The following is a 15431-nucleotide window of genomic DNA, read 5'->3' on the forward strand; positions in this document are numbered from 1 at the left end:
CACTTTCGTCCAGCGTTCAGCCATCAGTACTTTTAATCGAAAGCCGAAGGCCGCTTGTTCCTCGAAAAGCCCGTCCGGAGGGCTGGATTCGAAATATATTCCCATCAGAATCAATGAGTTAAAGCGAAATATCAACAGCCGCAGGCTGGCCCGAAGGGCGAACGCAGTGAGTCAAAAGCGCAGTTCACAAGCTGTAAATGAGCATTTTATTCGCTTCGCCCCCTTCGGGGCCGTACCGAGGCACGTTCAGCCTTTGGCTGTGAGCCTGTTTTCAACGCCGCAATGGCAACGCAGGTAGTTTTTCAACGGCCTGCCAGGCAGGGCCGGCACCGCCAGCTATCCACACCACGTGAAGCCCCCGGGCGTACGGCCAGCGTACGCCCGGGGCAGGCTCAGTCGTTTTCTTCGCTGACCAGGACGATCGTCCTGCTGTCGCCGACCACGACTTCCACCTCCAGCGGCAAGCCTCCCGTCGGCACACTGTCCGCCACGAAGGTACGGGTCGCACTGACGAAACGCAGCCAGGCAGGCAACGCCGAGCCATCGGCCAGCGCGACGCGGATCTCCACGTCGGCCGCCTGGCCTTCGGTCAACCGCTCCGGCAGCAAGAAACTGAAACCGGTCGCGCTACCATCCTGCGGGACCCGCACCATGACCAACCCCACTTCGCCGAGCGAAGGCACCCTTAGCAGCAGCACCGACAGGCCACTGTCGAAGCCCTTCAGCCCCTCGCCCCAGGCGCCGAGTACGGGCGGAGCGTTGTTCGGGGTTGGCAGCGGCAAGCTCGGGGCGCTCGGGCGGATCACCTCGGGCAGGTCATCCGCCCGGTTGCCGACCAGGCTCAGCCCGCCGCCGAAGCTGTTGCCGGAGCCAGTCAGGCGGATGCTCGAATCCGCGGCCGTCACCTCGATGACAGTGGAACCGGCAACCTGGATGGCCGAGCCGCTTTCCTGGGAGATATCGCCGTCGCTGCTGACCACTTCCAGGTCGCCCGTGGCCTCGATATCGCCGAGGATCAGGCCACCGCTGCCGTCCACCAGGCTGATGTCGTTGCCACTGGCGTTGATCGGCCCGGCGAAGTCGTTGTTCTCGCCATCCAGCACGATATCGCCGTTGCCGGCATCCACCATGGTTTCGCCGCCGACGGCGATGGTCGAGCCGCCTTCCTGGACGATATCGCCGTCGCTGCTGGTCACCTGCAGGTCGCCCGTGGCCTCGATATCGCCGAGGATCAGGCCACCGCTGCCATCCACCAGGCTGATGTCGCCGCCAATGGCGTTGATCGGGCCCGCGAAGTCGTTGTTCTCGCCATCCAGCACGATATCGCCGTTGCCGGCATCCACCGTGGTTTCGCCGCCGATGACGATGGTCGTGCCGGCCGCCTGCTCGATGTCGCCATCCTCGCTGGTGACGCTCAGGTCCCCGTCGACGCTGATGTTGCCAAGGGTCACGCCCCCGTCGTCATCGCGGATATCGGCATTGCCGACTACCGCCAGCGAGCCATCGGAGCCCTGGCTGAAGTCGCCGTCGACGCTGAAGTCACCGTCCGTCGCTGTACTGCCGCCCGTCTGCGAGAAGCTGCCGAGGTCGATCGGGCCGTCACTGGTCAGTACCCCATCGGCCTGGGTGAGGCTGTCGAGGGTCACGCCGCCGCTACCGACATGCAGCTCGCCGCCATTCTGTACCAGGCTGCCGCCCGCCCCGTCGAGGCTGTCGACATTCACCGGGCCGCTTTCCGCCGGGGCAACGATATCGGGGCCGAAGGTTACCTCGACGCCATCGGGAATCACGACGTTGGCGACGTTGCTCAGGTCCGGCACTGCGCCATCTGCCCAGTTGGCCGGGTCGAACCAGTTGCCGGTGTCGCCGCCGATCCAGGTCGCGCTGTCGCGGCGGGTGATGCTCGCGGCGGTCTCGCCGGTCGCGGCGACGCGGTAGTTCGCGGCGTCGGCACCGCTCAGGGCGACCTCCTCGATCAGCACGCGCTTGTCCGTACCGACGTTCTTGTCGGCGAAGTTCGCGCTCAGCGCGACCTGCAACAGGTCGCCGTCGATGCGATTGTCGCTGGTCGTGACGGCGGCGGACGTATTGCCATCGTAGACCTTGTCCACACCGCTGAAGTCCACCAGCAGCGTGCGCTGGTCGATATCGGCGCTGGTGGTGCCGGTAGCGTTGCTGAGGATGTAGTTGCTGGCCAGGCCATTGGCGCCATCGGCGATGTATGTCGTCGTATCGACGGCGACGCCGGCTCCGGCGTTCCTGTCGACGAAGGCGCCGGAGGCGGAGACCGTCAGGGTCTCGCCCTCGACCAGGTTGCTCAGGCTGCCGGCAGTGACGGCGGCGCTGGTGCTGCCATCGTAGACCTTGTCGCTGGCACTGGCCTCGCTGACCGTGACCTCGCGTTGCAGGATGTTGGCGGTGGTCGACGCCGTCGTGGATACAAGCGTGTAGTTGCCCGCATCGGCGCCGCCCAGCGTGATGCCGGAAATGTCGATGAGCTTGCCGGTGCCGGCGTTCCTGTCGGCGAAGACGGCGCTCCAGTCGAGTTGCAGCGTATCGCCGCCGATACGGTTGTCCTGGGCCGTGACCGTGGCGGCGGCGCTGCCATCGTAGACCTTGTCCACGCCGGTGTAGTCCACCGCCAGGGAGCGCTTGGCGATCACGCCGTCGTCACCGCTGAAACTGGTGCCGCCGCTCAGGTGATAGTTGCCGGCATCGCTGCCGCTCAGCATGAGGCCACCCACCGTGTAGTTGATGCCGCTGCCGGCGTTGCTCGTGGAAAAGAGGCCGATGCCCGTGGCGCCCAGGGTGTCGCCCGCACGCACGCCATCGAAACCGATGACCAGTTCGCTCATCGCGTTGCCGCCGTCGTAGACCTTGCCGACGCCAGCCTCGGCGTTGGCCGTCACGGCCTTGGACGTGACCGACTGATGACCAACGAGGGTGAGCGTGTCGCTGAAATTCTGCGCGTTGGTCGTGCTCAATTCGCCGATGCCGAGTTGGTAGACGCCGCTGCGCAGCGCACCGGAGCCCGACAGCGAGGGGGCCTCCGGGGTAACGCTGAAGGTCGCCGAGCCGCCGACGCCATCCTGCACCATGAAACGATTGTTGCCCTCCAGGGTGCCGTTCAAGGCATAGATCGTTCCTTCGTGCTCGTATTCGGCGCTGGCCAGGGCGTAGCTGGCTTGCGTGCCGTAGGTGCTGCTGGCCGCGGCCATGCGCACCAGCAACTGGTTCGACGGCACTATGGTGTAGCTGCCGCTGCGGGTGACGAAGCTGTAGTTTTCCGCCGACAGGCCGCTGACATCGGCCTGCAGCGCATCGAGGTAGATGCCGGCCTGGTTCTCGGACGGATTGCTGCGCACCACCGAAGTCGTGCCGCCGAGCACCGCGCTGGTCTCTCCCGCCACGAAACCGCTGTAGCTGACGCCGTTGTACGAGGCCGAGTCCGCCTGGATGACGAAGCGGGCATCATCGTTGGCGATCACGGTGAGGATGGCGCGCTCGATGTTGGCCGTCGTGGTGGCGCTGGTGCTGCTCAACTGGTAGTTGCCCGCCTGGCCGCCCTGGGCGCCATCGAACAGGGTGTAGCCCGTCACCGTGACCGTCTTGCCCGTTCCGGCGCTGGCGTTGGCGAAGGTGGCGCTGGTAGCGGCCAGCGCCAGCGTTTCGTTGCCGACGCCGGTATCCACGCGGCCCAGGTCGGCGACGATGGCCGTGTTCGAGCCGTCGTAGGTCTTGTCGGCCGCTTCCAGGCCGACGACCGTCAGCGTCTTGCGCTCGATAGTGGCGGTGGTGCTGCCGTTGGCGTTGCTCAGCACGTAGTTGCTGGCCAGGCCGTTGCCATCATTGCCATCGCCAAGGGTGGTGACGGTATCGACGGTGATGCCGGTGCCGGCGTTCTTGTCGGCGAAGGTGCCGCTGGCCGTGATGGCCAGCGACTCGCCGGCGACCAGGTTGTCGAGGACACCGGCGCTGACGCTGGCCTGGACGTTGCCGTCGTAGACCTTGTCGCTGGCGACGACCTGCGAGACGCTCACCGCGCGCCGCTCGATAGTGGCGGTGGTACTGCCGTTGGCGTTGCTCAGCACGTAGTTGCCGGCCAGGCCGCTGCCGTCGCTGCCATCGACCAGGGTGACGAGCGTATCTACGGCGATGCCGGTGCCGACGTTCTTGTCGGCAAAGGTGCCGCTGGCCGTGACGGCCAGCGACTCGCCGGCGACCAGCCCGGAGAGCGTGCCGGCGCTGACGCTGGCCTGGACGTTGCCGTCGTAGACCTTGTCGCTGGCGGCGACCTGGGCGACGCTCACCGCGCGCCGCTCGATAGTGGCGGTGGTACTGCCATTGGCGTTGCTCAGCACGTAGTTGCTGGCCAGGCCGTTGCCTTCGCTGCCATCGCCGAGGGTGGTGACGGTGTTGACGGTGATGCCAGTGCCGGCGTTCTTGTCGGCGAAGGTGCCGCTGGCCGTGACGGCCAGCGACTCGCCGGCGACCAGCCCGGAGAGCGTGCCGGCGCTGACGCTGGCCTGGACGTTGCCGTCGTAGACCTTGTCGCTGGCGGCGATCGGCGAGACGGTCAGCGCGCGCCGCTCGATAGTGGCGGTGGTGCTGCCGTTGGCGTTGCTCAGCACGTAGTTGCTGGCCAGGCCGCTGCCGTCGCTGCCATCGCCGAGAGTGGTGACGGTATCGACGGTGATGCCGGTGCCGGCGTTCTTGTCGGCGAAGGCGCCGCTGGCCGTGATGGCCAGCGACTCGCCGGCGACCAGGTTGTCGAGGACACCGGCGCTGACGCTGGCCTGGATGTTGCCGTCGTAGACCTTGTCGCTGGCGACGACCGGCGAGACGCTCACCGCGCGCCGCTCGATAGTGGCGGTGGTGCTGCCGTTGGCGTTGCTCAGCACGTAGTTGCCGGCCAGGCCGCTACCGTCGCTGCCATCGACCAGGGTAGCGAGGGTGTCGACGGCGATGCCGGTGCCGACGTTCTTGTCAGCGAAGGTGCCGCTGGCCATGACGGTCAGCGACTCGCCGGCGACCAGCCCGGAGAGCGTGCCGGCGCTGACGCTGGCCTGGGTGTTGCCATCGTAGACCTTGTCGCTGGCGACGGCCTGGGAGAGGGTCACCGTACGCCGCTCGATAGTGGCGGTGGTGCTGCCGTTGGCGTTGCTCAGCACGTAGTTGCTGGCCAGGCCGCTGCCGTCGCTGCCATCGCCGAGGGTGGTGACAGTATCGACGGTGATGCCGGTGCCGGCGTTCTTGTTGGCGAAGGCGCCACTGGTCGTGAAGGTCAGCGACTCGCCGGCGACCAGCCCGGAGAGCATGCCGGCGGTGACGCTGGCGGTGGTCAGGCCATCGTAGGTCTTGTCGCTGGCGATGATGTCCTGGACCTGGATCTGTCTGCGCTCGATCTCGCCATCCAGGCCACTGATGCTGTCACCCGACGCGATCTGGTAATTGCTCGCGGCGCTGCCGGCCAACGTCAGCCCGGTGAGGGTATACGACTTGCCGCTACCCGCCTGGCTGCTGTCGAAACCACCGCCCGCCGCCTGCACGGATACGCTGCCGGCATCGGCCGCGATCAGCCCGGAACTGCTGTCGCCGGCCACGCTGGTAAGGCCGATGGCCAGGTTGTCGAAACCCGTGGTGCCGTCGTAGACCTTGTTCACTTCGTCGCTGTTCACCGCTACCGCGCGTGCCGTGATGCTGCCGGGCAGGGACAAGGTCGTGGTATCGAGCACGTAGTCGCTGGCCGCCGAGCCGTTGCCGCCGGCGACGCCGGACACCGCGATGCCCGACAGCGTGAAGGTATCGGCCTCGGCCACGTTGGCCGAATTGAAGGCACTGGCGGCCTGCGTCAGCGTGGCCGCCGTGTCGCCATCGACCAGCCCCGTCACCAGGTAGGCCGGGCGGGCGCTGTCCGAGAGCGTGGCGCTGCCGTCGTAGATCTTGCCGACCTGGGTCGCGTCGAGTTGTACCGACAGCAGCACGGGCGTGATCGTGACCCGGTTGCCGGGCGCGGCCAGCAGGCTGTTGCTCACCCCCGAGACCACGCCCGCGGTGCCGCCCGGCAGGCTGTAGTTGGCGGTCAGGTATATCGGTGTCGAGCCATCCAGCACATTGCTGAGCTGGATGCTACTGATGTAGTTGTCGAGGGTCGACGTATCGCCGTCCGGCCCGCCCACCCGCGCCGAGCGGGCGGTGGCGGCGACAAGGTTCAGGTACTCGCCCTGCACCAGGTTGCCCAGTGTGACCGAGTCGAGCGCCGTGCCGCCATCGTAGACCTTGCCGGCTTCCAGCGTCAGCGTGCGCGGTGTGATGACGCCGTCGCTGCCGGAGATCGTGCCGCTCGACAGCACGTAGTTGCGCGCATCGTCACCCGCCAGGGTGATGTCGAGCAGCGAGTAGGTGCGGCCGCTGCCGGCGTTGGCATCGCTGAAGCTGCCACCCGCCGCGAGGATGCTCAGGTCGTCGCCGCCGACCTTGCCTTCGCTGGCGGTGGCCGCCGCCAGGCTGACCTGCGCGCCGTTGGCGCTGGTGGTGCCGTCGTAGACCTTGGTCGGGTTGCCGCTCGCGGCCGCGTTGACGGTACGCGCGGCGATGCTGCCGGCAACGAAGGCCGAACTGCCGTCGATCAGGTAATCCGACGCCTGCGAGCCGACCGTCGAGGCGATGCCAGTCAGCGCCAGGTCGTTCAGGTGGATCTGTTCGGCGTCGATGTTCTTCGTATCGTAGAGCGCCTCATAATCCAGCGTGCCGCTGTCGCCCGCCACGTAGCCTTCGACATCCAGCACCGCCGCGAAGCTGGAATGCACGCCAGTACTGCCGTCATAGGTCTTGAGGGCACCGCTGGCCGAATCGATGCGCACCGTCAGTGTCTGCGGCGTGATCGTGACCGTATTGATAGCGGAGGCCCCGAGGACGTTGAGCGCGCCCGCGGTGATGCCCGCGGCCTGGCCCGGCAGGCTGTAGTTGCTGGTGTAGTAGACCGCGCCCGAGGCGCCGTCCGTCACGTTATCGAGCGTGAGCGAATTGACGTACTTGCCGCTGGTGGCAACATGGGCGTCGCTCAACTGTACATCGAGAATGGCCAGCGTCTCGCCAGCGGCGAGGTTGCTCAGCGTGGTCTGCGCGGCGCTGGCGCTGGCCAGGCCGTCGTACACCTTGTCGACCGTCACACCCAGGGCGCGCGGCGTGATCAGCACGCTATTGCCGGTGGCGTCGTAGGCGGCCAGGCTGGGCAGTTGATAGTTGCTGGCGAGCCCTGTGCCGTCGGTCAGCGTCAGTTCGCTGACGTACTTGCCCGCAGTCGCCACGTTGCGGTCGCTGGCGCGCCCGCCGCTGTAGCCCAGGGTGTCGCCGTAGGCGAGGTTGCCCAGCGTCAGGGCGCCCGCGCCCAGCGCGTCGCTGCCGTCGTATACCTTGCTGGCCGACAGCGTCAGCGAGCGCGGCGTGATGGTCAGGCGCCCACCGATGGCCAGCAACTGGCTCGGCGTAGTGCTCGAGTTGGTACCCGGCAGCGCGTGGGGCGTGATCACGGTGCCGGTGATAGCGTGGGTACCGACGTTGATGCCAGCGCTGTCGAGCGTGAACTGGACGACCTGTTCGGGATTGCCGGCCAGGTGCCAGTCGAAGAGGCTGGCGCCCTGGACCAGGCTGACCTCGCTGTTGCTCGCCTCGTTGTAGTAACGCACGCGCGCGACATCGTAGCTGGCGGCGTCGCCATAGACAGCGGAGGCCGATCCCACACTGACGATCAGCGTGCTCGGATCGACGATGTGGTAAGTGCCGGCGGTGACGTTGGCGGGGTCCAGCACGTAGTTGCCGGCCGCCACGGCGACACTGCCGGTGAGCGCGTTGGCATAGGTGCCGAGGGTTTCGCCGGCGATGCTGCGGGTGATGGTGGCGTTGGCACTGACATCGGCCGCCGTTTCGCCGCGCGCGAAGCCGCTGAAGGTGGCGCCCGCGTAGCCGGCGCTGTCGGCCAGGCCGACGAACTTGGCGTCGTCGTTGATGACGGCCGACAGCGCCCGGGGCGTGACGGTCACGCTGGCGGAGTCGTCGTAGGCCAGCGCATAGCCCAGTACGGAGACCGCATCGCGCGACAGCGCCATGTCGTAACCGGTCACGTTGCCGCTGCCGTCGCGGCGCACGTTCAGGTGGCCGGCCGCGTTGCGCGTGGCAGCGCTGGCGCCGTCCATCAGCGTCACCGTCGGTAGCCGCCCGATGCTCTGCGGCGTGCTGTCGCCGTTCAGCAGGCCGCTGGCCTGCGCCTGCAGTGCCGCGTCGTTACCGTAGACCAGGGTTTGCTCCACGCCTTGCAGCGTGAGGGTCGGCTGCTCGCGGTAGACCGCATGCAGGCCGGTGCCCAGCGGGGAGATATAGGCGGTCGTGACTTCGTCGCTGGCGTAGCGGAAGCGGCCGGAACCACTGCCGACCAGATCGGCCAGGCCAGTGCTGGCGGCGACGCTGCCGCTGTACAGCGTGGCGCGGCCACCGCTGCCGGTGGTCAGGCTGATGCCGCCGGCCGCCGTGATGCTGCCGCCGGCGCCGCTGTGGAAGTCCAGATCGGTCAGGCTCTTGGCGCGGCCGGCATTGAGCACCAGTGCATCGGTGGCGGTGCTGCCGCTGCTGACGTTGCCGTGCAGGTTCAGATCGCCACTCAGGGTTTCCACCCGCACCTTGCCGCTGGCGGAGATGCCGTTGGCCTGGCTGCCGTCGGTGTTGCTCACGCTGCCCACGGTGAGCGTGCCGTTGTTGACGAAGCTCAGGTTGCCGATCCCTCCCGTCGCCAGGGTGTCCACGTTGTTGTGGGCGGTCAGCGTGAACCGGCCGCCGCCCTGCAGGCTCAGGGCATGCGCGCTCAGGGCCTCGTCGCCTTGGGTAACGCTGCCGCGGGCGTGCAGTTCGATACGGTCGTCGTCCTCGTCGGCGTTGCCCTGGGCGGTGATGCGCCCGGCCAGCGTCAGGTGCTGGCCGAACAGGCGGATCGGGCCGGCGGCCTGCATGGCGGCGTCGGTGGCGACGACGATGTCGCTGAGGTTGGTCTGCTTGCCCAGTGTCAGGCCGCCGAGGGTATCGACGTTGGCGATGGTGACGTGGGCCAGGCTGCTGCCGGCGAAGCCGGTGAAGTTTCCGCTCAGCAGATCGCCGTCCCAGGCGAAGGCCGTGGGGAAGCTGTTGCTGTTCGGCTCGATGGTCAATGTGCCAGTGGTCGACAGTGTCAGCGGGCGGCTGGCGTCGATGCTCAGCCGGTCGGCGCTCAACGTGATGTCGGCGCCGTTGCCCGCAGTGATCGTGCTGGCGTTGCCGTTGCCGCCGCTACGGCTGGCGATGCTGCCACCGGCCAGCGCGGCGATGCGGATATCGCCGTGGGTGGTGTCGATCCCAACGGCCTGGCCCAGCTCCAGCGCATACGCGGAGCCGGGGCCGCTCTGGCCGGTCACGCCGAGGGCATCGACCGCGGCCAGGTGCACCCCGGCGTTCAGCAGCACGCCGCGATTATTGGCGGAGGATGCCGAGGCCAGGTTACGGCCGTCCAGCGCCAGCGTCCGTCCGGCGTCGAGAACGGTCGCAGCGCCCGTCACGGAGACACCCGTACTGCCCTGCCCGGTAGCCAGGCCCCGCACCAGCAGGTCGCCGCCGGCTTGCAGGCTGGTATTGCTCAGGAGCACGCCATGGTTGGTATTGGCCTTGGAACCGCCCCGGCCGAGCAGGGTGATATTGCCTTCGTCGTCAGCGCTGGACGAAGCCGTCAGGCTGCCGCCCGTCCAGCCGATGCCGGCTGCGTTGAAGTCCAGGCCGCGCCCGAGGTCGGCGTCGAGCAGGATGCTGCCGGCCGTGCTGGTCAGCGAGGCACTGTTCTGGTTGCGGATCTGGCCAGCGTAGATGTTGATATCGCCCAGAATGCTCAGGGAGTTATAGACACTGACCTGGCTGGTATTGGTTTCCTTGCCGATCACCAGGCCGCCGAGGCTGGCGACGTTCTTGATGATCAGGTTGGCGGTGCCGGTCAGGTTGTTGCTGATCGCCGCGCTGCCACGGTTGTTCGCGTTCTCGTCGGTGCTCACCGTGCTCACCCGGGTGCCCAGCCAATCGCTGCCGGACAAGGCACCCCGTACGTTGAAACCATAGGTGAAGCTGTCGTCCCAGGGCCGGATGCTCAGCGTGCCGGTGGTGTCCACCGTGGTCGTCACATTGGGCCTGTAGACACCACCGAAGTCGATGTGGTTGCCGACGAAGGTGACATCGCCGTCGCCGGTATTGACCAGCAAATCTCCTGAGGCGTTGATGTCCCAGTTGGCCAGGGTCTGAACGTAGCTCTTGCCCGCAGCGTAAAAATCGCCGCCAGCCGTGGTGAACGTACCTCGCAGGTCGATGCCGTTGTAGTTACTGCCATAGGCGCCGGGCGAGGCACCGTCAGCCACGGTGAGGCCATTCCAGATACTGGTGCCGCTGCCACCGCCGATCCAGATATGGCCGCCGTTGGTGCTGTGGCTGCTGTTGCCGAAAGAAACGCCGCCCAGGCGGTTGCCATCGGCATCGGCCCAGACCACCAGGTTCAGCGCGCCGGTGCCCGCACCGCTGGCACTGATGTTGCCGTTGACCGTGACGCGGCCATTGCTACGCAGGGTCAGCGTGGCATCGTCGCCACCGGTCTTGCTGATGGTACTGCCGATGACCAGACTGCCGCTGCCGTCCTGGTAGCTGCGCAGATAGACATCGCCGTCACCGGTGATCGTCAGCGGCGCGATGACCTCGACGAACTTGCCGTACGCGGTGACCGGGCCGTTGACGATGAGAGAAGAGACACTGCCGCTGACTTCGTTGCTGCCACTGAGGTAAATTCCGTAGGCGCTGTTGCTCGATTTGCCGAAGGTCAGGCCGCCAATGCGTTGCGCAGTCGGATTCCAGTTGAACCAGCGGCTGTAGATATCCTGGTTGAAGCTGGCGGCATTCGATTGAACGGTCACTGCGCCGCTGGTGGCGATGTTCGGACGGCCGCTCCACAAGGACCCATCGAATTCCAGCAACAGTGCGCTGCCGGTGCTGGTGATGGGCGAGCTGGCAAGTGTCGAGGTCGGCACCGAGCCGAACCACACGTTGCTACCCTGGAGCATGCGCAGCAGGTTGTTGCTGCCACCGGCCAATTGTGTACCGGAGATGTTCAGGTCGCCGCCGTTGCCCAGCACATAGGCGGCACCGCCCAGCCATAGCGACGCATAGGTGGTATTGCCATGAATCGAGAGGCCGCCGCCGTTGCCCGTGGCGGCAAGGGTCGCGGTACCCAGCAGATAGACGGCGCTGCGGTATTCCTCGGTGCCGGACGTGGCCGTCACGCTGCCGTCGAGGCGGATGGCATCGTTGCCGGCATAGGCCGAACGGATATCCGTGACGCCATAGACGGCAATGCCCTGTTTGTACGATCCCGTGCCGGTCGAACGGCCGATGCCTTCCAGGCGGATGCGGCCGGTGCCACTGTCGATGGTCAGGTTGCCGGTCGTGCTGCCCTGATACACACCGATACCCCAGCCGCCATAACCGTTCGCGACGGCGCCGGCCCAACTGCGGCCACGCAGGTTGACCTCGCCGCCGCCGGAGCGCAGGGTCAGGTTGCGGGCGCGGATACCTTCGGCGGAATCGCTGCCGACGCCAGTGGCATAGCCACTGCCCAGCGTATTGCCACCGCCCAGTGTGATGTTGCCACCGCCGCTGCCGCTGGTGCTCTTGGCGCCCGCCGTGCCCGGTCGCGTGTCGATGCTCAGGGCCTGGTCCTGGAAGTCGATATTGCCGCTGCTGGCGCCACGGCTCGCGCTGGCGAGGATCACATCGCCAGCGTTGCTGGTCAGCGTCAGCGTGGTGCCGGTACTGCTGGTACTGGTGATACTGCCCGAGGCCAGCAGGCGAATGGCCGCGCCGGCCCGCGTACTGCTCAGGTTGTTGTTGAGGACGATATTGCCGCCGTACACGGTGATCGGCCCGGCGGCGGTGATGGCGCTGTCGAGGGTGACGGTTTTGCTCTCGGTAGGCTTGCCGATGCTGACGCTACTGTGGGCACTGCCAAAATCCCAGAAGCTCGTCAGCGTGAAATCCTTGACCGAGCTGCTGCCGGAAGACAGGAAGCCGATGGCACCGCTACCATAGGCCTTGATGGCGCTGGCGCTCGAAGTGTTGATCGTGTTGTTCCAGATCGAGTCCGCCTCGAAGGTGAGCCGGCCGGTGTAGCTGGCCGCATCGCTGACGGCACCGAAGCGGATGCTGCCGGCCGAGGCGCCGGGAGTGAAGCGCAAGGCATTGTTGTAGGCGTGCGTGCTACCCGAGTGCTGGAAGCCCTGCACGTAGATATCGCCGCTGGCCGACACCACGTGGATGTTGCCGGTGGCCGTGTTTACCTGGAACTGCACACCGGAGGAATCGTTCTTCTGAACGTCGGCATCGCCCTTGATGGTGATATTGCCGCTGGTGGTCTTGACCAGTTGCTTGTCGCTACCATAGTTGACGATGGTGAAGCCATGCATCCAACTGTCGCTACGGGTGCTTTGCGCACGCGCATCGAACAGCACGTTGCCGCTGTTGCTGACCACCGCCACGTTATAACCATTGCCGACGCCGCTGCTCTGGTTGCCGTCGCCGACGCTGCCGCCGCTGTCTCTCGACGATCCCAGCCAGATACCGGCACCTTGCACGCTGTTAGCGGTGGTACTGCCGTAGACATTGATGGCGCCACTGCCGCTTCTGATCGTGCTCTTGTTCGTCAGGTAAGTACCGAACACAATACCTGCCGGACTGTTGCTGGCGGAGGCCGTGCCTTGCAAGGTGATGCTACCGCTGCCGCTGCTCAGCGTGCTGCCCTCAGCCACGAACAGCCCGGCACTGACGTTGTCGGCCGTGGTGTGGTTGCCGCGAATCTCGCCCTGCAGCGTCAGGCTGCCGCTGCCGGTGCTGATACTGGTGCCGCCCACCCTCACGCCAAGCGAATAGCCCGCCGCGGACGTCCCTGTATAGTTGCCCTGCCCACCCGCGTAGAAGTGACCGCCGCTGGTGGTGATGGTACTGCTCGTCAGCCGTAAGCCGGGGGTATTCTGGCTCGAGGTCGCGGCCACCGAATTGCCCACGGCCAGGCCGTTCCACTGCGACGTGGCGGCGGCGCCACCGCCCATCCAGACATGGCCGCCATTGGTGTTGATGGTGGTGCTGTCGAGGTGGATGGTGCCGGCATTGCCAGGATTCAGGCGCGACCACAGCACCAGGTTGAGCTTGCCGCTGGTCGAGGTGACGCTGCTGCCCGAGCCGAAGCTGATGTTGCTGTGTGCCTGCAGTGTCAGGGTGGCATTGCCGTTGCCGCCGCTCTTGGCGATGCTGACGTTACTGTTGACAGTGATGTTACCCACCTGGCTGCTGTTACCGCTGCTGCCATAGCTGGTGTTGTTGGCCGTGGTGGTGACGGTGACGCTGGTATTGTTGTTGAGCGCGCTGGCGATGGTGTTCGCCTGGGTCTGGGTGATGGTGTAGTTGTACGGGTCGATCAACCACAAGCCGCCATTGCCATGCCCGGCACCGGCATCGACGCGGATGCCATCGGTGCTGACAGCGTGCCCGGAGGTCTCGATGCGTCCACCGTCGCCGCCCTGCGCGCCGCCACGAGCGAGGATGGTGCCGTTGGCGCGGGTGAAACCGTCATCGAGGGTCACGTCGCTCCACAGCACTACGGTGCCGCCGTCGCCATTTCCCGTCGCGCTGGCGTCGATCAGCGCGTCGCTGCCGAAGCTCACGCGGCTGGCCTGCGGCAGTTCCCCGGCGCCCTGCCAGTCGCCACCGACCAGGACCGTGCCGCCGCCCGTGGCGCCGCTGGCGTCGATACGGCTGCCATCGGCCAGCGACAGGTCGCGGCCAGTCAGGCGGACGCTACCACCCTGCCCGCGCCGGCCATTGGCGCCGAGGCGGGTATTGCCGATCAGGGCGATATCCGGATGGTTCGACAGCGGTGTCGACGGCTGCTCCGGCGGAAGCTCGGCCGTGGCCAGGTGGATGCTGCCGCCGTTCGCCGCGCCATCGGCGCGCAGCGCGGCATCCGCCAGCGCGATGGCGGTCTGGCTGTACAGCTCGATATGTCCGCCATCGCCCTCGGCGGCGCTGGCATCCAGGCTGGCCGCCTCGACGCTGATGGCAGCGACCGCCTCCAGTTCGATCTGGCCGCCATCCGTCACGCCAGCGCTGTCGAGCAGGGCATCGGCGACAATCTCGATGCCCGCCACGGCGGATGCAGCAGCCTGCTCGTGCTGGGCGATACGGATGCTGCCGCCGCTGGCCGCGCTGCCGCTGGCGTCCAGGATCGCGGCGATGCGCGCCTGCTCGCCGACCTCGATCGACAAGCTGCCACCGCTGGCGCCGCCGACATCGAGGCGCCCGGCCAGTTCGGCCCGCTCGGCGTGGATCTCGATCTGCCCGCCCTGGCTCGCGCCACGCGCCTCGACGACGCTGCTCGCGGTCAGTTGTACCTCGTCGCCACCGAGCAGGATGCGCCCGCCCTGGGCGCTCAGGCTGCTGGCCGACAGGGTACCGCTGTTGCGCACCACGCCGCCCTGCAGTTGGTCGGCGGCGCGCGCACTGAGGATGATCAGCCCGCCCGGAGCGTAGACGGCGTGGCGGTTCTCCACCAGCGCCTCGACCTCGCTGGGGCTGGCGGTGATGCCGACCAGCCGCTCGCCGCCGTCGAAATCGAGGCGGATGACCTCGCCGGAGACCAGCGCCACGCTGCCGGCCTGGGCGACGATGACCCCTTCGTTGCGCACTTCCGGCGCCAGCAGGGCGATGTAGCCCCCCAATGCTGCGTTCAGTTCGCCCTGGTTGACCACACTGCCGCTGGCGCCGTCGCGGCTGTAGCTGTTCAGCCCGGTCATGAAGTCGTGGGTGGAAATACTGTGGGTGGTGGCGGTCAGGGCGCCGACATCGACCCGGGCGCCGGGCGTGAACAACACGCCATTGGGGTTGCTGATGATGACCTGGCCGTTGGCGCTGATACGCCCGGCGATCTGGCTGGGGTTGTTGTCCAGCACCCGGTTGAGGGTGGCGCTGCTGCTCGACGGCTGGATGAAATCCACCGAGGCGGCGCCACCGACGTTGAAGGTGTTCCAGTCGATGACCGCACGATGGCTGGACTGGTGGATGGTCATGGCGCTGCCGGCACTGCCGATGCTGGCAGCGCCGCCGACCACCTGGCCGCCGCCGGGCAGCTCGCCAGGCGGCGGCGCGGCCAGGGCCAGGCCCGAAAGCAGGCCGGCCGCGCCCAGCGCCGCCAGCTTGCTGGTACGCCGGAGCACGCCACCCTTGGACTTGCCCCGCGCGGCGGTGTGCTCGGCGACGGCGACCCAGGCCTGCCGGGCGCTGGACCAGATGATACGGAACTGTCTGTTCAGGGAGGCGTGCTTGTACATGGT

General features: G+C 67.1%; 1 protein-coding gene. It reads right to left on the bottom strand.

What is annotated here, in order from left to right; all coding sequences use genetic code 11:
• Positions 1-392: 392 nt before the first annotated feature.
• Complete coding sequence (locus tag DNJ95_RS15315; protein ID WP_131185601.1) at positions 393-15428, bottom strand: YDG domain-containing protein; 15036 nt, start codon at positions 15426-15428, stop codon at positions 393-395.
• Positions 15429-15431 lie beyond the last annotated feature (3 nt).

The organism is Stutzerimonas kirkiae (assembly GCF_004327335.1).
GTDB classification, from domain to species: domain Bacteria; phylum Pseudomonadota; class Gammaproteobacteria; order Pseudomonadales; family Pseudomonadaceae; genus Stutzerimonas; species Stutzerimonas kirkiae.

Coding starts and splice junctions, on each gene's coding strand:
- DNJ95_RS15315 (WP_131185601.1), bottom strand. CDS start 15,428: ATGTACAAGCACGCCTCCCTGAACAGACAGTTCCGTATCATCTGGTCC.